The 18,862-nt window shown below is 71.1% G+C and carries 16 protein-coding genes; 9 read left to right on the forward strand and 7 right to left on the reverse strand.

Annotated elements, in window-relative coordinates; all coding sequences use genetic code 11:
* Positions 1–172: 172 nt before the first annotated feature.
* On the reverse strand, positions 173–1,105 hold the full coding sequence (locus AC07EQ_RS14555) for a LysR family transcriptional regulator (protein WP_478388445.1): 933 nt from the start codon (positions 1,103–1,105) through the stop codon (positions 173–175).
* Between the two features lie 83 nt (positions 1,106–1,188).
* Between AC07EQ_RS14555 and AC07EQ_RS14560 the strand changes: the two genes are divergently transcribed.
* Positions 1,189–1,950: a sulfite exporter TauE/SafE family protein gene (locus tag AC07EQ_RS14560; RefSeq protein ID WP_478388446.1), complete on the forward strand. Its 762-nt coding sequence runs from the start codon at positions 1,189–1,191 to the stop codon at positions 1,948–1,950.
* 59 nt (positions 1,951–2,009) lie between these two features.
* Here the strand turns inward: AC07EQ_RS14560 and AC07EQ_RS14565 are convergent, their stop codons facing one another.
* Complete coding sequence (locus tag AC07EQ_RS14565; protein ID WP_478388447.1) at positions 2,010–3,293, reverse strand: hypothetical protein; 1,284 nt, start codon at positions 3,291–3,293, stop codon at positions 2,010–2,012.
* A 255-nt stretch (positions 3,294–3,548) separates the two neighbouring features.
* Between AC07EQ_RS14565 and AC07EQ_RS14570 the strand changes: the two genes are divergently transcribed.
* Positions 3,549–7,310 (forward strand): CHAT domain-containing protein, encoded by a 3,762-nt coding sequence (locus AC07EQ_RS14570; protein WP_478388448.1) that lies wholly within the window; start codon positions 3,549–3,551, stop codon positions 7,308–7,310.
* A 236-nt stretch (positions 7,311–7,546) separates the two neighbouring features.
* The gene (locus AC07EQ_RS14575; protein WP_478388449.1) at positions 7,547–9,151 is read left to right on the forward strand and encodes an Hsp70 family protein; all 1,605 of its coding nucleotides are present in this window, start codon (positions 7,547–7,549) and stop codon (positions 9,149–9,151) included.
* On the opposite strand, the gene AC07EQ_RS14580 is transcribed toward AC07EQ_RS14575, so the two are convergent.
* Complete coding sequence (locus tag AC07EQ_RS14580) at positions 9,148–9,936, reverse strand: serine hydrolase (RefSeq protein WP_478388450.1); 789 nt, start codon at positions 9,934–9,936, stop codon at positions 9,148–9,150. The two genes, AC07EQ_RS14575 and AC07EQ_RS14580, sit on opposite strands and share 4 nt — an antisense overlap.
* Before the next feature lie 68 nt (positions 9,937–10,004).
* Between AC07EQ_RS14580 and AC07EQ_RS14585 the strand changes: the two genes are divergently transcribed.
* The 6 genes from AC07EQ_RS14585 (at position 10,005) to AC07EQ_RS14610 (ending at position 14,628) form a co-directional block, all read left to right on the forward strand.
* On the forward strand, positions 10,005–10,709 hold the full coding sequence (locus AC07EQ_RS14585) for a response regulator (RefSeq protein ID WP_478388500.1): 705 nt from the start codon (positions 10,005–10,007) through the stop codon (positions 10,707–10,709).
* A gap of 41 nt (positions 10,710–10,750) precedes the next feature.
* Entirely contained in the window at positions 10,751–12,121 is a 1,371-nt protein-coding gene (locus AC07EQ_RS14590; protein ID WP_478388451.1) for an ATP-binding protein, read from the forward strand.
* Positions 12,118–12,603, forward strand: a complete 486-nt coding sequence (locus AC07EQ_RS14595) for a GerMN domain-containing protein (protein WP_478388452.1) — start codon at positions 12,118–12,120, stop codon at positions 12,601–12,603. Before AC07EQ_RS14590 ends, AC07EQ_RS14595 begins: the two co-directional genes overlap by 4 nt.
* 178 nt (positions 12,604–12,781) lie before the next feature.
* Positions 12,782–13,291 carry a GNAT family N-acetyltransferase gene (locus AC07EQ_RS14600; protein ID WP_478388453.1) on the forward strand — a complete coding sequence of 170 codons (510 nt, stop codon included), beginning with the start codon at positions 12,782–12,784 and terminating at the stop codon, positions 13,289–13,291.
* A 39-nt stretch (positions 13,292–13,330) separates the two neighbouring features.
* Positions 13,331–13,966 carry a hypothetical protein gene (locus AC07EQ_RS14605; protein WP_478388454.1) on the forward strand — a complete coding sequence of 212 codons (636 nt, stop codon included), beginning with the start codon at positions 13,331–13,333 and terminating at the stop codon, positions 13,964–13,966.
* Positions 13,967–13,974: 8 nt separating this feature from the next.
* Positions 13,975–14,628, forward strand: coding sequence for an RES family NAD+ phosphorylase (locus AC07EQ_RS14610; protein WP_478388455.1), 654 nt, complete (start codon positions 13,975–13,977; stop codon positions 14,626–14,628).
* 118 nt (positions 14,629–14,746) lie between these two features.
* Here AC07EQ_RS14610 and AC07EQ_RS14615 read toward each other — a convergent pair whose 3' ends face one another.
* From AC07EQ_RS14615 to AC07EQ_RS14630, 4 genes are all read right to left on the reverse strand, one after another.
* Positions 14,747–15,859, reverse strand: a complete 1,113-nt coding sequence (locus AC07EQ_RS14615; protein ID WP_478388456.1) for an oxygenase MpaB family protein — start codon at positions 15,857–15,859, stop codon at positions 14,747–14,749.
* A gap of 137 nt (positions 15,860–15,996) precedes the next feature.
* Positions 15,997–16,608 carry an Rv1733c family protein gene (locus AC07EQ_RS14620; protein WP_478388457.1) on the reverse strand — a complete coding sequence of 204 codons (612 nt, stop codon included), beginning with the start codon at positions 16,606–16,608 and terminating at the stop codon, positions 15,997–15,999.
* 301 nt (positions 16,609–16,909) lie between these two features.
* Positions 16,910–18,064 (reverse strand): epoxide hydrolase family protein, encoded by a 1,155-nt coding sequence (locus AC07EQ_RS14625; protein ID WP_478388458.1) that lies wholly within the window; start codon positions 18,062–18,064, stop codon positions 16,910–16,912.
* Positions 18,065–18,240: 176 nt separating this feature from the next.
* Positions 18,241–18,861: a vWA domain-containing protein gene (locus AC07EQ_RS14630; RefSeq protein WP_478388459.1), complete on the reverse strand. Its 621-nt coding sequence runs from the start codon at positions 18,859–18,861 to the stop codon at positions 18,241–18,243.
* Position 18,862: the final 1 nt, after the last annotated feature.

The following is an 18,862-nucleotide window of genomic DNA, read 5'->3' on the forward strand; positions in this document are numbered from 1 at the left end:
CCGGGTGGTGTTGATCACGACAGAGTAGACCCGTTCGGACGATTCCCAAGGCGTTTCGGGAGAAATCCTGTTCGCGGTGCGACCCGGCGATAAGGAGCCGGTCCAGTTGCAGCCCCCGCTCGGCAAGGGCAGGTAGACGGCCCCTCCAGGCGGCGCCGCGGTCGGCCAGCCGTCATGGGCCGACGGGGTCTGCGCTTGTGCTGCGGGAGGCAGGATCGAAGAGGGCGGCGTGACGCAGGTGTTCGGCGAGTGAGGAGACGGCCGTCGAGGCGGCATGGTCCTTGACGCCCCAGGCCAGCAAGTGGTGGCGGCGAGCCCAGGGGTCCTGCAGTTCGCACACCTCGAGTGGCTGGTGGGGGTCGATGGCGGGACGCGGTACGACGGCGAGCCCGACTCCGGCGGCGGCGAGGGCGACCAGGACGTTGAGATTGGCGACGGTGGTGCGGTAGCGCACCACCGGGGCGTGTGGTGCGAGGTGCTTCTCGATCCAACGGCGCAGCGAGGAGTCGGCGTTGAGTCCGATGAGAGGGTGTTCGGCGACCTCGCTGTAGGTCAGCGCGCTCCGCTCGGCGAGAATTCCGCCGGTCTGGCCGATCACGACGAGGGAGTCGTCGCCGAGGGGCTCCATGTGCAGGCCGCAGTCACGGGCCTCCTCGTCGAGGACCACCCCCAGGTCCGCCTCGCCGTCGGCGAGCATCCGCACGGTCTGCGGGGTGCGGCTCTCGGACACCGTGACGTCGACGTCCGGGTGTGCGCGGAGGAACGAGACCAGTGCCCTCGGCACGAGCCGGTGCATCGCGGAGCCGCCGCCCAGCAGGGTCAGGGGAGCGGCGGGAGACCGGGTATAGCTCGCGACGGCACTTTCGAGTCGCGCGGTCTGGGCGAGCACGTCCCGTGCGTGGCGGGCCAGTGTCGTCCCGGCTGGGGTTGGCCGCACGCCCCGCCGGCCGCGGATCAGCAGTGCCACGCCGGCCTGGCCTTCCAGCGAGCGCACTCTGGCGCTGGCCGAAGGCAGGCTCAGGTGCATCCGGCCGGCACCCGCCGTGATCGACCCCTCGGTCACGATGTGGAGGAAGAGCCGCAGGTCGTCCAGGTCATAGCGCACCGCCTCAGCCTAAGTCCCAGCCTTAGGCAGGGTACGTCGATTACGCATTGTGGACCCACGGGTCACGGGACGATGCTCGGGCTGTGATCGAGACTTTGCTCGTTCTCCTGACCGGTATCGCCGCAGGAGCGCTGAACGCCATCGGTGGTGGGGGTACGTTCGTCGCGCTGCCCGCTCTCGTCGCGTTCGGCCTGCCACCGGTGACCGCGAACGCGTTGTCGCGGGTCGCCCTAGTGCCTGGGGCCGTGGCCAGCGCGTGGGTCTACCGACGCGAGCTCACCCCGGTCGGGAGAACGTCCACGAAGGCGCTGACGGCGATCAGCATGGCCGGCGGCGGTGTCGGTGCCGGCCTGCTGCTGGCACTGCCGGCATCGTCGTTCGACGCCGCGGCGCCCTGGCTGCTCGCCTCCGCCACGCTGATCCTCGCTTTCGGGCGGCGCCTCCCCCAGGCGTTGAGCGCCGTGCTGGGCCGCTCGGTCGGCATGAGTCCCCGGGCCGTCCTGATCGGTCAGTTCGTCCTCGCCGTGTACGGCGGATACTTCGGCGGTGCCGTAGGCATCACGATGCTCGCACTGTGGAGCGTCGGGCTCGGAATCGACGCCGCGGCCAGCAACCCGATGCGGGTCGTGCAGCTCGCGGCCGTCTTTCTCAGCGCGGCCGTGCTGTTCCTCTTCGCTTCGGACGTGCTGAGCGCTCCGCTCGTCCTCGCGGCCATGCTGGTCGGTGCGGTGGCCGGCGGCTGGGCCGGCGCCCACCTCGCCCGCCGTCTCCCCGCCTCGCTACTGCGGGGCAGCATCCTGGCCATCGCCGTGATCATGACTGTCATGTACTTCTTGCGCGGCTGAGCATGCGGGGCTTTTCGGGAAAGCCCGGCCCGGGAAGTTCCCGGGCCGGATCTCACCGTTCAGCGGGGGACGCTGTAGAGGACCCGCTTGCCCGGGTACTCCGTCACCGTCCAGACCTCGTTCTTGCCCGGCCAGTACGACAGATCCTCCACGCCGATCGCCACCTCGCGGTCCGGACCGTCCACTGTGAGCACGCCGGCTCCGGTCTGCTTGTCCGGCTTCGCCGCTTGGAAGTGCCCCGGGCCGGTCTGACCGCCACCGGTGCTGCTGAGGTACCAGCGGCCGTCCGTGGCCGTTGCGCCTTGCACGCGCGGTTTCGGCAGGCGGAGTGCCGACTTGGCCCGCCAGATGCCGTCGCCGTCCGGGCTCGGCAGGCCCGTCGCACCGTCGAGGTTCCAGCGCGCCACCCGGCCGTTCAGGTTCGGGTCGCCCTGATCACCGCAGTACTCGCCGGTCAGCAGCGTGTCCGGGTTGGTGCTGCGGTCCAGCGACACGTACGAGTAGCGCTGCCTGCCGCCCGCCAGGCACTTGTAGTCCGCCGGGTGGTCGACCACGCCCTCCGGGTTCGACCAGCCCGCCACCTGCGGCATCACGTAGCGGTAGCCGAAGCCGTAGTACACGTTGTTCTGGCGGCCCACCTGGTTCTGGTCGGCCGTGTCGCCGTTCGTCGCCGACTTCAGGTCGAAGATCGAGCGCATGTCGAACACCCGGATGCCGCGGGCCGTGTCGACGAGGTAGAGGTAGTTGCCGTACCAGACGATCCCGCCCGCGTGGACGCTGCCGCCGTTGCCCGCCTGCGGCGTGGTGACCGCCTCGTAGGACGGGTTCCCGTTGCTGTTGATGTACGGGTAGACAAGCAGCACGTGCTGGTACTTGCTGGTCGCCGGGTCGAGGAAGGAGACCCGCACGCCCTTCACCGGGCTGGTGTCCTTGTTGTACCAGCTGACCAGCAGGGCCTGCTTCGTCCCCCACTGCTGGTCTTCCTGCGCGTCCGCGACGGTCGTGACGCCCTGCGGCATCCACACCGCCGTGTCGGTGTCGCCCGCGTTGAAGCAGAACTTGCGCAGCGTCGGTTCCTTCATCGTGTCCAGCGCCGGGGAGGTGCAGGCGCTTCCGGTGCTGCCCTGGCGGTTGGCCTGGTCCAGGATGTTCTGCACGCCGAGCTTCGGCAGTTGGGCGTCCAGCTTGTCGACCCTCGACTGCAGGTCACCGCTGGTGTTGTTGAGCACGAAATCGTTGAGGTTGGGCGCATCCGCCGGGGCCGCCACGGCGGGCGAGGCGGCCAGCGTCGTCGTCACCACGGCCGCCGATAGTGCTGCGGCCAACAGGTTTCGTCTGCTCACCGGTGTCTCCTTCTGGTCGAGAGCGGCGAACATCGGGAGGCTACGCGGACAAACGCTGCGACAGAACGGAATTCACCTGTTCGCCCGTCACCGTTCGACCGCCTGGCGGGTGCCGGGTGGGCACCTGGCTGGTCCCCATTCCGCAATTTCCATTGAAATCGAACCTTCGATTTCAATGGAAATTGCGGACCGATCTCGGGGTGGGGGCATCGGCGGGGCCTTAGGGTGGGGTTCTCGATCGGTTCGGGAGGTGCGGTGGACGTCGATCCGGCGGAGCTCGACGAGGCCATCGCGCAGCGGTACGCGCAGCTCACCGAGGAACTCGACGACGAAACCGCCTACCAGATCCTGGTGGAGCTGGCGGACTTGCTGCTGCACCGTGCCGAGAGCGCCGACATCGACGATGTCGTCGAGGTCGCCGGGAACCTGCTCGACGCCCTCGCCGACGACTCCCCCGCCCGCGCCGCGCCGCTCTACCAACTGGGCCTGGCGCACGCGGTGCGCGCCGAGCGCGGCGCCCAGGAGGAGTTCCGCGCCGCCGTCGGCTACCTGCGGCAGCTGCGGCCGCTGCTGCCCGACGATTCGGCCGAGATCGTGGCCCGGATCGGCCTGATCACCGCGCAGGCGGCTCTCGTCCTGGATGCCTTCGAGCACGTAGACGACGCACTGGCCGATCTCGACGCGGCGTTCGGGCAGCTGCCGGACTCGTTGCTGCGGAACCAGATCCGCTTCCGGCGCGGCGCGATGCACCTCACCCGGTACCTGTCGATGGGCGGCGGCGAAACCGATCACCGGATCGCCACCGAGGACCTCACCGCGACGCTCGACGTGCCGGCGGACGTGCGCACCTCGGACGCCTGCCACATCGGCCTCGCCTTCCTGCTGCTGACCGCGGAAATGCCCGCCGAGCTGCGGCAGGGCCCCATCGCCGCCGATGTCGCCGACCGGATCACGCTGACGGCCCCGGCCGAGGACCTCGCCGAGGTGCGCCGCCACCTGGACGCGATCTCCCCCGACGGAGCCGGCGACGGCTCCGTGACCACCTTGAGGGTCATCGTCAACGCGGTGGGGAACCTCGACGGCTCGACCACCGAGGACTGGACGACCGCGATCGGCGAACTCGACGACGCGAAGCGGTCGTGGCCCGACGAGGAACCCGGCAAGCGGGAAATCGCCGCGCTGCAAGCGGGTTTGGCCACGAAGCTCGCCGAGGTCAGCGGCAGCGCCGAGGACGCGGACGCCGCGACCGCCCAGATCGCCGCCGCAGCCGCGGCCTTGCCCGCCGACCACCCCATGCGTTCGCTGCTGCTCACCGGGCTGGGCTTGGCCTCCAATCCAACCGGCAAGGCCGCTCCGGACCTCGACCCGGCCGAGAACGCCGCCGTGATCCGGCGGCTGGAGCAGGCGCTGGAGCAGTTCTCGGACGACGACCCGGATCGGGCGACGGTGCTCACCAAGCTGACGTCGACGCTGTTCAGGTCCGTCGGGACCGACCGCGCGCAGTCACCGGCGTCCCTTTCCCGGGTCCGGGAGCTGAGCGAGCAGGCGATCCGCCGCGGCGGCGCCGACCCGGTCAACGCCGGGATCAACCACTTCCTGCTGGGCGCCGCCGAGAGCTTCCAGGTGATCAACGACCGCGCCGAGGACAGGCTCGGGGCAGCCGTGGCGAACATGCGGCGCGCCGACGAGCTGCTGCCCGCCGACCACAAGTTGCGGCCGCTGATGATGCCGTGGCTGAGCTGGCTGCTCACCCAGCGGTTCATGGCCTTCGGCGGCCAGGAGGACCTCGACGCCGCCCGCTACTACGCGGCGACCGGCGGCGTGAACGACCAGATCACGCGCTTCGCCGCCGCCGTGAGCCGGCTTTCGCCGAACCGGCTCGACGCCGCCACACTGGACGGGGTGGCCGCGGAGTTCGAAGCGCTGGCATCGGAGATGTCGCCGGGAGACTTCCTCCAGCCCAGGATCGCGAGCGCGCTGGGAACGGCGCGAATGCTTAAAAGCCTCCTCGACGGCGACGAGTTGAGCTTCGACGGTGCCAACTCCGGCGAGGCGCGCGACGCGATGAACGCCGTCCTCGACGCCGTGGCCCGGGTTCCGGAGCACCACGTCGACCAGCCGAACGAGACCCTCGGCGCCGCGAACACGATGGTCGTGCAGGGCATGGCCACCCGGGATCTCGCGCTGCTCAACCGCGGCGTCGGCTTGATGGTCGAGGTCTGCGGGAAGAAAGACCTGTTCCCGCGCGAGCGTCGGCACGCGCTGGACATGCTGGGGACCGCGTTGCGGATCCGCTACGAGTTCACCCGCGATCCGCGCGATCTCAACAACGCCATCGACCGGTTCGAGCAGGTGCTCCGCGAGTTCGAGCCGGAGCCGGGCGCGTTCGAGACCGCGAACCTGCTGAACTCGCTGGCGGATTCCTACGCGACCCGCGGCGACGCGGTGCGTCGCGATCCGCAGCGCGCGGTGCAGAACGGACTTGAGGCGCTGCGCGAGCGGGCGCGCAACGTGCTGCTGCAATCCAGCGCCCGCCGCGCGTTGGACACCGCGAACACCGCGTCCGGCGAGGCGGTGCAGGTGAGCCGGTGGTGCCTGGCGTCGGGCCAGCCGGAGGCCGCGGTGCAGGCGCTGGAGCTGGGGCGCGGCATGGTGCTGCACGCCGCGACGGTCGACGCGAACATGCCGGTCCTGCTGCGGGAGAACGGCCACTCGGACCTGGCCGAGCGGTGGGAATCCGAGGTGGGGCAACAACAACCGTGGGATGTCGGTGGTGCCGGCCCGGCCGGCGTCGCCGATGCCGCGCTGCCCAGCGACCTGCGGTACCGGGTGCTGCGGGCCTTCGACGGCACCGCCGCCGAAGCGCACCTGCTCGCTCCGCCGCCGGTCGCGGAGATCGCCGCCGGGTTGCGCGCCGCGCGCACCCAGGCCCTCGTCTACCTGCTGCCCGGGGCCGCTGTGCTGGTCACCGCCGACGGGCGGGTCGAGCGGGTGGAGTCGCCGCAGCTCACCGAGGACGGCCCGGTCGCCCGGTTCGACCGGCTGCAGCGGGAGCGCGCCCGGGGCGACGACGTCGAGGAGCAGTGGCGCGCGGCGTTGGCGAGCGTCTGCGACTGGGCGTGGACCGCGGTGCTGAACCCGGTGCTGGACCTGGTCGCCGCCGGTCCTCGCGAGCGACCGCTGCGAATCGTGCTGATACCGACCGGAAAGCTCGGCACCGTGCCGTGGCACGCGGCGCGGCGGCGGGTGCCCGGCGGCAAGGTCCGGCACGTCTGCCAGGACGCCGTCATCTGCTACGCCGCGTCGGCGCGGCAGTTCGTCGAGGCCGGTCGGCGCGAAACCCGTTCCTGGGCAAGCGAACCGGCGCTGGTGCGAACACCGGACCTGCACTTCAGCCGGCACGAGCTCGGCCACATCCACGAGGCGCACTACGGGCACGGCACCTACCTGGGCAAGCCGCCCGACCCGCGGCGCCGCAGGCAACGCCGCGAGCCGCCGAAGCCCGCCGAGGTGCTCGCGCTGCTGCCCACCGCATCGCTGCTGCACCTGGCCTGCCACGCCACCCCGGCCGAGCTGCCGATCGAGTCCGCGCTGCTGCTCGGTTCCGGAGAAGTGCTGCCGGTGCAGGACATCCTGCGCCAGGCGCGGGACCGGCCGCGGGATGCCGCCGGGGCGCTCGTCGTGCTCGCGGCCTGCGCCAGCGACCTCACCGACCGGCAGCACGACGAGGTGCTGACGCTGTCCACCGCGTTCCTCGCCGCCGGTGCCGCCGGCGTCGTGGGCACGCGCTGGGAGGTCGAGGACCTGCCCACGGCCATGTTCATGATCGTGTTCCACCACTACCTCAACGCCGGCTACGCCGATCCGGCGAGCGCGCTGCGGGCCGCGCAGCTGTGGATGCTCGACCCGCGCCGCCGCCCGCTGCCCGGTTTGCCCGAAGAACTCTCGCTCTTCTTCGCCGACATCGACCCCGCCGAGCTCGCGCACTGGGCAGGATTCACCTACCAAGGCCGGTAGCGTCTGCTTTTATAAGCGGCGGAAGCCGCTTGCGGTGTGGGACTCAGCTTGCACCGCCGCGGGTTCACGGTGCCCACTCCTCTGGAGTTCTCCCAGCGAGGACAGCCCCGACGTGGTGAATTGGCATTCATGATGTCGGGGATCCCACAGCGAGAAGGCCGCGGTGACTCCCGCAGGGGGCCGCCACCCGCACCGCCACTCAAGCCCGCGAACATTCTCCATTCGAGAGGAGTCCCATGGCGTCGGCGACGTTCGGCATCGACCTCGGCACCACGCACTCGTGCATCGCGCACATCGACGAGGCCGCTCGCCCGGTGATCGCCAAGAGCGCGGTCGGCGAGGACACCACGCCTTCGGTCGTGTACTTCGAGCGGCCCGGCACGGCGCTGGTGGGCACGGCGGCGAAGAACTCCGCGCTGCTCGCGCCGCATCTGGTGGCGCAGCTGGTCAAGCGCGACATGGGGCGCAAGAACACCGAGTTCACCTACCACGGGAACCGCTACCCGCCGGAGAAGATCTCCGCGCTGATCCTGCGCGAACTCGCCCGCGCGGCCGAGGAGAACACCGGGCACACCGTGCGCGACGTGGTCATCACGGTGCCCGCCTACTTCGGCATCGCCGAGCGCGACGCGACCCGCAAGGCCGGTGAGATCGCCGGGCTGAACGTGCTCGACGTGCTGGACGAGCCGGTCGCCGCCGCGCTGCACCACCACGCGCTGGACAACGCGCCGCAGACCCGGCACGTGCTGGTCTACGACCTCGGCGGCGGCACCTTCGACACCACCGTCATCCGCGTTTCCGGCGACGACATCAAGGTGGTGTGCACCGACGGCGACGGCCGGCTCGGCGGCGCGGACTGGGACGAGCGGATCGCCGACCACCTGCTGGCCGCGTTCCGGGACGCGCACCCGAACCTGGATCCGAGCGCGGACGAGCTGGCCATGCAGGAGTTCGCCGACCGCGCCGAAGAGGCCAAGAAGGCGTTGAGCGCCACCATGTCCCGCAACGTCGCGCTGCGGGCCGCGGGTGCCGCGGTGACGGTGCCCTTCACCCGGGAGCAGCTGGAGGAGCTCACCGCCGACCTGCTCGACCGGACCATGACGATCACCGAGCGGATCATCGAAACCGCCCGCGGCAAGGGCGTCGAGCGGTTCGACGAGGTCCTGCTGGCGGGCGGCATGACCCGGATGCCCGCCGTGGCGGCGGAGCTCAAGCGGCGGTTCGGGCTCGACGCCCGACTCTCCGAACCGGACCTCGCCGTCGCCAAGGGAGCGGCGCTGTTCGCGCTGATCAGGCAGGCGAAGAAGGTCCAGGGCGCGCCGGCCGAACGGCAGCTGGGGATCAGCGCGGCCAACGTCGATGCGATGGCCAGGAAGCGGGTCGCGACGGTGGTGCCGCGGGCGTTCGGCGTCAAGGCGCTGGATCCGCGGGACCCGCTGGCGCTGACGGACCCGATGCGGGCGCGGCAGATGGTGGCGCACCTGCTGCACGCCAACACCGAGCTGCCCGCCGACACCGGCCCGTACCCGTTCCAGACGGCCATCGACAACCAGCGGATGGCCGAGATCGAGGTGTGGGAGCAGGCCGGATCGACGCCGTCGGACGAGCTGGCCGACAACACCAAGGTGGGGCACGGCATGCTCACCGGCATCCCGGCCCGGCCCGCCGGGTGCCGGATCGAGATCACCTTCCACATGTCCGAAACCGGCGCGCTGACGGTGCACGCGAAGGAGTTGGAGAGCGGCAACGACGTGCGCTTCGAGCTCGAGATCGGCGGCATGGACCAGAAGGCGGTGGCCAAGGCCCGCACCGACATCGCGGGCCACCAGGTGAGCGGTTAGCCCAGCAGCGCGGACAGCTCCGCGACCTCGGCCGTCACGCGGCTTTCCGCCTTCGTTAGCGAATAGCCCTCCGGATGGTGCGTGAGCACCACGACGATGTACCGGTCGCCGCTGCCGACCAGCCCGCTGGTGTGCACGTCCACGCCACCGCGCCCGGCCGCCCACGCCTGCTTGACGCCCCACTCCTCGCCGGGCAGCGCGCTGGGGATGCCGAAGTGCTGGTCGGTGCCGTCGGCGGCGGTGCGCGCGGCATCGCGCAGCGGATCGAGCAGCAGGGCCCGCTTCTCCTCCGGCAGCTCCAGAACGTGCTGGTACACCTTGACCACGTCGTTCGCGGTGATCAGCGTGTCGCCCCAGCGGCCCGGCGTGTCCGGGGGTTCGGTGTCCGACAGGCCGAGGTCGGCCGCGACGCGGGTGACGATCTGCGGCCCGCCACCGGAGGACCACAGTTCGCTGGCGATGCCGTCGTCGCTGTGCGAGAGCATCCGGGTCACCCGCGGGCTCGGTCGCTTCGGCGTGACGATCCCGCGCTCGACCAGGTCGAGCCCGATGAGCAACTTCACCAGCGACGCCGACCGGAACTGCCGGTCCGCGTGGTCGGTGTGCAGCGTTTCCTGCTCGACGCGGTCGAATACCACCGTGCCGGAGTCGGTATCCCCGGAGGCCTGGCCGAAGCCGAACGCGATGGCCAGGACCGCCACCACGACCAGCGCTGCGACGACCGGCCACCTGTTCCGCCGCCGGGGGCGCTGTGCCCGCAGCGGCCTGGTCTTTGCTTCCAACATGGCTCCAGCGTCGCGACGCGATGTCGGCGTCATGCCTTGGTCATGTCATGGTTTCGCTACAGAACCACATGGGTGCCGTGGTGGAGATCCATAATCGGCCGGTGCCGAATGTGCTGCTGATAGAGGACGACCCGGCCGTCCGGGCGGGGCTGTGCCTGGGCCTTCGCCGGCACGGACACGTGGTGGAGCCGGCGCCGGACGGGGAAGGTGGCCTGCGGCTGCTGGGCGCCGCGGACATCGTGGTGCTGGACGTGATGCTGCCCGGGATCGACGGTTTCGAGGTGTGCCGCCGGATCCGGGCCGCCGGCAACCTGCCGATCATCATGCTCACCGCCCGCGGCGATGACATCGACGTGGTCAGCGGCCTGGAGGCGGGCGCCGACGACTACGTGGTGAAACCGGTGCAGGCGCGGGTGCTGGACGCGCGGATCAAGGCGGTGCTGCGCCGCAATGGCGGTGGCGCGGACCAGGATCGGGAACGGCACGGCGACCTCGTGATCGACCGCGCCGCGCTGGAGGTGTCGAAGGCGGGCGAGCCGGTCCCGTTGACGCCGACCGAGCTGCGGCTGCTGCTGGAGCTGTCGAAGGTGCCCGGCCACGTGCTCAGCCGCCAGCAGCTGCTGAACCTGGTGTGGGAGCACGAATTCCTGGGCGATTCGCGGCTGGTCGACGCCTGCGTGCAGCGAGTGCGCATGAAGATCGAGGACGTGCCGGGCTCGCCCGTCTACATCCGGACCGTGCGCGGGTTCGGCTACCGATTCGGCCCCCTGTGATCGGGCGCTTGCTCGGCAGGACGCGGGGAATCCGGCCGCGGATGGTCCTGATCGTCACGTTCGTCGCGCTGCTGGCGACGGTCGCGGCGACCGGGGCGAACTACGTCTCGGCCCGCCGCACCGTGCTCGCCACGACGCAGGACCACTTCATGCAGCAGCTGCGCGACGACGTCGACCGACTGGCCCCGGATCTCCGGCTGCCCCTCGACCAGGCCGCCCTCGACGAGCTCGCCGGCCGGCTCGGCAGGCACACCGTCGTCGTCTACGGGAACCTGACCACTACGAGCGGGGCGTACTCGGCAATGGCGATCCCGGTCGACCTGCGGGCGACGGTGCGCGACGGGTCGCGGATCGTGTTCCAGCGGCCCGACGACTACGGCGGCGCCATGCTCGTCGTCGGCATGCCCGTGCTGACCACCGACGAGCACTTCCAGCGCCACCCGTCCGGGCTGGAGGTGTACGGCTGGTTCCCGCTCTACGACCAGCGGCGGCAGATCCAGGAGTTCGCGACGAACGGCTGGCTGACCGGTGCCGTCGCGGTGCCGTTCGCGGTGATCGTCGCCTGGCTCGCCGCCAGCGCGGTGCTCCGGCCGGTGCGCCGGCTGCGCGATGGCGCCCGCAGCCTCGCCCGAGGCGACCTGACGACGCGGCTGCCCACCCGCGGCTCGGACGAACTCGCCGAGCTGGCGCGGACTTTCAACGACAGCGCGGCCAGCCTGGAGGCTTCGGTCGGCGAGCTGCGGCGGATGGAGGCCGACTCCCGGCGGTTCGTCGCCGACGTGTCGCACGAGCTGCGCACCCCGCTGGCCGCGATGACGGCGGTCAACGAGGTGCTCGACGAGGAAGGCGCGGGGCTTCCCGGCGACGCCGGCACCGCCGCCCGGTTGATCAGCTCGGAGACGAAGAAGCTCGCGCGGCTGGTGGACGACCTGATCGAGATCTCCCGGTTCGATTCCGGTGCCGCGCGGCTCGACCGGCAGGAAACCGACCTCGGGGAGCTGATCAGCGGGACGCTGCGCACCCGCCAGTGGGGCGACCGGGTGGAGGCGGACCTGCCGCCGGGGATCGTCGCCGAGGTCGACGGCCGGCGGGTGGACGTGATCGTGGCGAACCTGGTGGGCAACGCGCTCCGGCACGGCGAGCCCCCCGTGCGGGTGCGCCTGCGCAGCGCCGCCGGGCAGGCCGTCGTCGAGGTCACCGACACCGGCCCGGGGCTGCCGGAAGCCGTGCTGCCGCACGTGTTCGCGCGGTTCTACAAGGCCGACGCGGCGCGCACCCGGTCGGAAGGCAGCGGGCTCGGGCTGTCGATCGCGATGAAGAACGCGGCGTTGCACGGCGGCATCATCGAGGCGGGCAACCAGCCCGGCGGTGGCGCGAAGTTCACGCTGCGGTTGCCCCTGGAGGTCTCGTGAGACGCATCGCCTTGGCGGCCGTGCTGCTGGTGCTCGCCGGTTGCGGCGTGCGGCCGACGGACGTGGTGCTCGCCGGGAAAGCGCCGGACGGCATCGCGCGGGGGCCGGTGCTGTACTTCGTGACCGGTGAGCCCGGCCAGGTCAGGCCGACCGTCCGGGAGACCGGCCGGCTCGGCACCGTGACCGACGCGCTCCGCCTGCTCGCCGCCGGGCCCACCCCCGCCGAAGGCGCGGCCGGATTCCGCACGGAACTGCCGTTCCTCACGACCGAGCAGGTGTCGGCCGGCGCCCCGGACTACGGGATCGTGACCGTGCAGGTCCCGGTGCCGCCGAGCACGTTGTCCGCTCTCGCATCGACGCAGCTGGTCTGCACGGCCGTCGGGGTCAGCGCGATGGCCGGGGCGAACGCCCAGAAGCTCATGGTGCAGCTCAGCGGCTCGGGGGAGGTCGGGAAACCGGCGCTCTGCCCGGCCAACGGGTAGGTCGTGCCCGGCGCAACGCCCAAGCCCGACGACAGGCCGCCGGAGAACCTGTTCCATGCGCCGATTTCGCGCGAAATCGCCGCCCCCGCACGCACCTACGCCATGTCAAAGACAGCAGCCCGTCGCTACCGCATCCCTACCCCACCGCAGCCGGAACAGGCTCTATAGCCTCGCGGTCATGGCGGACTGGGAGCTTCGGGACTCTTCGGCGGCGGACGTCGAGGCGGTGGCCGAGCTGCGGGCCGTGGTGCTCCGGGCGGATCTCCAGCGGCTCGGCCGGTACGACGAGCAGCGTGTGCGGCAGCGGCTGCGGGACGGGTTCGAGCCGGCGCACACCTGGGTGATCGAGGTGGGTGGCGCCTTCGTCGGCTGCGTGGCGCTGCGCCCCGCCGGAAGCGCCTACTGGCTGGAGCACTTCTACTTGGCCCCGGACCTGCAGGGCAAGGGCATCGGATCTGCCGTGCTGGGCAGCCTGCTGGAGCGGTGCGACCGGGAGGACGCCCTGGTCCGGCTGAACGTGCTGCAGGGCAGCCCGGCCCGGAAACTGTACGAGCGGCAAGGGTTTTCGGTCGAGACCGAGGACGCCGTGGACGTCTTCATGGTGCGCGCCCCGACGTCGCGAGCGCCCGGCGATCGATCGAGCTTCCGCGATCCCGGCCCCGTCGCGTTGGATCTTGGTGTTGACTGAACCGCGGACACCGGACGCGCACCGGAGAGGAGGTCGACGTTGAGTCAGCAGCGGATGTTGGACGCGCTGGCGACCGAGTGGGACGACGTCGCCGACCGGCTCGACCCCGAGACGTTCACCAGGCTGGTCGCGCTGGTCGCCGAGCTCCAGGACGCGGCGGATTCGGAGACTTCCGCGCTGATCGCCGAGGACATCGCCTCGCTGCTCGGGGACGTGCTGCCGGTGACGCACCCGGTGCGCCGGGCGCTCGCCGAACCCGTGTCGCGGTTCCGCCGGCCGGAGGTGGACTGGCAGCGGCTGAGCACGGACCTGAGCGACCGGCTGGCGGATTCCGCGCCGCGCGCCGACCTGGACCGGCTGCGCGCGGCGGATTCGCTGGACGCGCACCAGGTTTCGGCGGGCGGCGGCGACCCGGCCGACCCGGACCTGATCCGGCTGCCGGGCGTCGACGGCCCCGCCCGGTGGCCCGCGTTCCAGTTCGACGCCGCGGGGGCGCCGCGCGAGCTGGTGCGCACCGTGAACCGGTACCTGCGCGCCGCCGACGACCCGTGGGGAGCCGCGGACTGGTGGCTCGGGATCAACGACTGGTTGGGCGGGGTGCCTGCCGAGCTGATCGGCCAGGTCACCGACCAGGCGTTGATCGACGCCGCTCGCGAAGACTCGGCGGAGGTGTGACCATGCCGATGGCCACCCCACCGCTGGAGTTCGAAGCCGCCCCGACCCGGTACGTGCTGCCCGCCGACACCACGCTGTTCCGGCTGCACGACCGCAGGCGGCACGCGGCCGAGTTCAAGCCCGCCCAGGCCGGCAACGCGCCGGGCGGCCGGTTCGACGGCACACCGTCGGACCCGTTTCCCAGCTATTACGCCGGATTGCAGGTGACGACGGCGCTGGCGGAGGTGCTGCTGCGCAATCTGGGCTTCGGCGGCAACGGGCAGCGGCTGATCCGCCGGGCGCAGATCGCCGAGCGACGGCTCAGCGCCGTCCGCACCGCCCGCGAGCTGACCCTGGTCAGCCTGCTGACCGGGCCGGATCTGGCCGCGGTCGCGCAGGATTCCTGGCTGGTCGACGCCGAGGGCAAGGACTCCTACGAGCGGACCCGCGACTGGGCGGCGTGGATCCGGGCGCAGGCGGCGTGGGCGGACGGGCTGATCTGGCCGTCCAAGCGGGATACCGGGAATCCGGCCCTGGTGCTCTTCGGCGACCGCTGCGGAGCGGACGGCCTGGACGGCGAAGAACCGGAACTGCAGATCGACCTGGACACCCCGATCGGCGAGGCCTGGCTGGCCAAGATGCTCGCCCCCTACCGCGCAGCGGTAGCCCCCAGACCGAACTGACACCCCGGCAGCCACGAGCCCGCGGGTGCCGCCGAGCGGAACGAGCGAACGGCCTGTTCACTTCATCTATCGAGGCGAACAGGCCGTTCGCGAAGTGAGTGGTTCGGCAGGCCAGAGGTCAGGAAGGTTCCGTCAGGCCGGTGGGGACCTGCCATTCGTAGCGGCGGCCCTTGTTCGTCATGCGCAGCCCTTCCTTGAGCGCCACCCGGCCGAACTCGCCGGCGAGCTTTCCGGCCAATGGCACCTTGTCGCCGGTCTTGCCGTAGCCGAAGCTCAGGCCGGACTGCAGCTGGAGTCCCAGGGACGTCCAGTCCGCGGGCGGCACCGCGAGGATGTCGGCGGTCCGGTCACCGGCCAGGTGGCGCATCAGGCTCGGCCCCACGCCGGCGAAGGCCGGGCCCGGGAGCACTTCGCGGATGAAGTCCAGCAGGGCCTTGGTCATTTCCCTCCCGGCTTCGGAAGGGGCCTGCTGCCGTTCGAGGATCCGGTCCTTGAGCACCACCGCCGAGTCGAAGTCGGACGGGTTGAGCCGCTCGTCGACGCCCAGGACGTGGCCGATGACGCGCCAGATGTGGAAGAAGTCGTCCCGGTCCCGGGCGGGCAGTTCCACGCCCAGCCGCTGCAGGCCGAGCGGGATCACGACGGCGAAGCTCAGCAACGTCCCGGCGAGGTCTTCCTGGTTGATCGGGATGCCACCGTTGTTGTCCCAATCACCCAGGCTGGAGACGTGGTAGCGCATGGTCGCGTGCAGCAGGCGGATCTTCTGCGCGGATCGCACGCCCCGGCCGTCGGCGCCGAGCCCGCCTTCGTCGAGCACGTCGACCACGAACTGCGAGGTCTCCACCAGTCGCCGGTAGACCTGCCCGGTGAGCCGCTGGGACCGGTGCAGGACCTGCACGCCGTTGGCACAGGCGTAGCAGAGCGGGAGCGATCCGCACAGCAAGGTCGAGAGCACGTGCGGCTCGTAGCGGCCCAGCAGATCGTTGCCTCGCTCCATCCGGGCCGGATCCGCCCAGTCCGGCAGCACCGAGGACCGGTCGAGGTAGTCCCGCAGCTTCGGCGGCAGGCCGTCGGGTATCGCCTGCCCGTTCCGGCCGAAGCCGAGCAGCGCCTGCCTGACCGGTTCCGCCTGCCCCGCCGCGTAAACCTCGGCGATGGCGTCGTCGGCTCCCGGGTCACCGGCACCGCGCATGCGGTCCAGCAGGTCATCGGTCCAACGGACATCCGGCATCTCGAACTCCCGTCACGTGCCGCCCGGCCCGACCCGTTGCCGGGCCGTTGCTCACACGCGGGGTCCTACCGGCAACCCGAGGAGGGCGCGCCCGACAACACCCGATCCAGCGACCGGAAGCCACCGGACGCGGGAGCTCAGCGCTGGGACCAGGTTCCGCCGTGTTGGAGGAACGCCCATTCGCGTTCCCAGGCGCGCATGCACATGCGGCGGGCCAGGTGCTGGGTTCCCGTGATCAGGGCGATGCAGGCCAGCTCGATCACCAGCAGCATCAGCAGTGCCGCGAAGATCGCCGACGCCGTGATCGCTCCTCCGCCGGCCGGGGCCGGTACCCGGTTGCCCGCCTGGTCGACCCACACGGTCACGGTGTCGCCCGGCGAGCTGTCGGCCGGGACCTGGACCGTCGCGGTCTGCGTCCGGGCCAGGCCGGCGCGCCACTCGACGACCGCGGTCGAGTTCAGGGCGTCCTGGCTGTAGGCCTCGGAGACCGGGACGCTGAGCGCGGGGCGGGTGGTCAGCACCGCGTCCACCGGCCGTGTGGTCTCCGCTGCCGTCGTCGCACGCTGCGTGAGGTCGGCGTGCAGGGACGCGCCGAACAAGCCCGACGCGGGGATCGCGATCAGGGCGACCATGAGCAGCAGCACCGAGATGCCCGCCGCGAACCGATCGATGGGCCTTCGCAACGGGTTCCGGTTCACCCCCAGTGCGTTGACCAACCACGCTGCGTGCGCTTTCAGCGCCGCGACCATCGCCGACCTCCAGACATCCGGTGCACCAAAGAGCCGCGAACGACCGTCGTCTTGTTTCGCCTCGATGGTTGTGCGCAGCATCCGCCAATACGAGTATCCTCCCCACCCGCCCCATCGTTATCACAACGTGACCAGCCATACACCAACGGTGTAGCAGATCACGTTATTCACAATCCGCGATCCCATCGGCCGGGATGAGCGAGTCGGACTTTTCAGTGCACGGGAATTCAATTCCGGCAATTCGAACCATGGCCGGCAGGCGTCCGGTGGTCCCGCGACCGGCGGCCGCGGGACCACCGGGTCAGCCCCGTGTCCTCAGTGGACGGAAGAAGGCGCGCAACTCCTCAGCCACCTGCGCCGGTTCCTCGTGCGGCATGAAGTGCCCGCCGCGCCCCGGCCTGCTCCAGTGGCGCAGGTCGCGGTAGATGCGCTCCGCGAGGCTCTTCGGGAGGTTCGCGAAGACCGGCTCCTGGCTCAGCGTCACAGCCCCGGGCACCTCGATCGGCGGGACCGGCGCGTTGCGGTGGTAGTCGTAGTACTGCCGGAACGACGAGCCGATGGTGCCGGTGGCCCAGTACAGGGTCGCGACGGTCAGCAACGCATCCTTGTCCCAGCGCCGCTCCAGGTCACCGCCGCAGTCGCTCCAGTCGCGGTACTTGTCGGCGATCCACGCGACGAGACCGGCCGGCGAGTCCACCAGCGCCGCCGCGACCGTGTCCGGCCGGGTCAGCATGATCTCGCTGTACCCGCCGTCCGACTCGTCGTAGGCGGCCACCTCGTCGAGGTAGGCCTGCTCCTCGGCCGTCGGCGGCCGCTCGCCGAAGTCGGTGGCGATCACCGCGGTGGTCACGTGGACTCCCGCCACCTCGCCCGGGTAGAGCGCGCCGAGCCACTGGGTGACTCCGCCGCCGATGTCGCCGCCGAAGGCGCCGAACCGCCGGTAACCCAGGGTGCCGGTCATCAGCTCGTGCCAGATCTCGGCGACGCCGCGACGGGTGAACGGCCCCGCCGGCAGCTCGGAGAACAGGAAACCCGGCAGCGAGGGGATGATCACGTCGAAGGCATCGGCCGGATCGCCGCCGTGCGCGGCGGGATCGGTCAGCGGCCCGGCGACCCGCAGCATCTCCACGAAGCTGCTGGGCCAGCCGTGGGTCAGGACCAGCGGCAGCGGCGCGGGCGCGCCTTCCGCTCGCTTGCCGCGCAGGTGCACGAAGTGCACCTGCCGGCCCGCGACCTCGGCGAGGTAGTGCGGATAGGCGTTGAGCGCCGCTTCGGCGGCGCGCCAGTCGAACCCGTCCGCCCAGTAGGCGACGAGCTCGCGGAGGTAGCCGGGATCCGTCCCGCCGGCCCACCCGGCGCTGTCGGACGCGGTCGTGAAGCGGGTGCGCGACAGGCGGATGCGCAGGTCGTCGAGGACGTCGTCGGGAACGGAAATGCGAAAGGGCTGAACAGTCATTTCTTCCTTCATCCAGTGCACGTTTCGTGGAACGAGCTCTCCTGGATGTCGGTCAGACCGCCGCCGCAGCAGCCAGGAGCGCCCGGATGGAACGGGTCGTCGTCATCGGGCTCACCTCCTCGCTTTGTCGCGGCTGACACGACTTTACCGCAGCGATCACCTTGCACGAGCACCGCTCACCGGCCGCGGCGAGCCGACAGGCCGGTGGCCATCGAGGCGATGCCCGCCGCGACGCCCGCAGCGTCGTCGATCTGCTGGTCGGCGTCCGGAACACCGGGGCAGGCCAGGTCCGCGAGCGAATCCGCGGCGTCCGGCCCGAGGCCGCGGACGACGATGCGGATGCCCATCGCGCAGGCCTTCCGCGCCAGCTCACGAGCCTTCGCGTGGTCCCCGAGCGCCCCGTCGCTGAAGATGCAGAGCACGCGGTCGCCCGGATACTCAGGCAGCACCTCGATGCCGAGCCGCAGCGCGGACGACAGCACGGTGCCGCCCCACGTCTTCGCCTTCCGGAGCGCGGAAACCACGTCGTCCAGCCGGGCTTCCGGCGGCACGTACTGCTGCACGACATCGGACCAGAGCACCAGCCCGCTCTTGTAGTGCGCGCCGTCGGCTTCGGCGAGGAACCGCTCGCCGCCGGCGATGGCCTGCTCCAGCCGTTGCCCCCGCATCGACGCGCTCACGTCGATGCACAGCAGGACGTGCCCGCCGTACCGCTCCTGCAGCCTGGGCAGGTACTCGCCCGGCGGCGCCTGCGTCAACCCGATCCCGCCGAAGTCCCGGCGAATCCACGAACTCATC

This window comes from Saccharopolyspora sp. NPDC045839, from assembly GCF_056431645.1.

What these genes read in the sequence shown, in the direction of transcription:
- AC07EQ_RS14575 (WP_478388449.1), top strand. Translation starts at nt 7,547, where the DNA reads ATGGCGTCGGCGACGTTCGGCATCGACCTCGGCACCACGCACTCGTGC.
- AC07EQ_RS14580 (WP_478388450.1), bottom strand. Translation starts at nt 9,936, where the DNA reads ATGTTGGAAGCAAAGACCAGGCCGCTGCGGGCACAGCGCCCCCGGCGG.
- AC07EQ_RS14585 (WP_478388500.1), top strand. Translation starts at nt 10,005, where the DNA reads ATGGGTGCCGTGGTGGAGATCCATAATCGGCCGGTGCCGAATGTGCTG.
- AC07EQ_RS14590 (WP_478388451.1), top strand. Translation starts at nt 10,751, where the DNA reads ATGGTCCTGATCGTCACGTTCGTCGCGCTGCTGGCGACGGTCGCGGCG.
- AC07EQ_RS14600 (WP_478388453.1), top strand. Translation starts at nt 12,782, where the DNA reads ATGGCGGACTGGGAGCTTCGGGACTCTTCGGCGGCGGACGTCGAGGCG.
- AC07EQ_RS14610 (WP_478388455.1), top strand. Translation starts at nt 13,975, where the DNA reads ATGGCCACCCCACCGCTGGAGTTCGAAGCCGCCCCGACCCGGTACGTG.
- AC07EQ_RS14615 (WP_478388456.1), bottom strand. Translation starts at nt 15,859, where the DNA reads ATGCCGGATGTCCGTTGGACCGATGACCTGCTGGACCGCATGCGCGGT.
- AC07EQ_RS14620 (WP_478388457.1), bottom strand. Translation starts at nt 16,608, where the DNA reads ATGGTCGCGGCGCTGAAAGCGCACGCAGCGTGGTTGGTCAACGCACTG.
- AC07EQ_RS14625 (WP_478388458.1), bottom strand. Translation starts at nt 18,064, where the DNA reads ATGACTGTTCAGCCCTTTCGCATTTCCGTTCCCGACGACGTCCTCGAC.
- AC07EQ_RS14630 (WP_478388459.1), bottom strand. Translation starts at nt 18,861, where the DNA reads ATGAGTTCGTGGATTCGCCGGGACTTCGGCGGGATCGGGTTGACGCAG.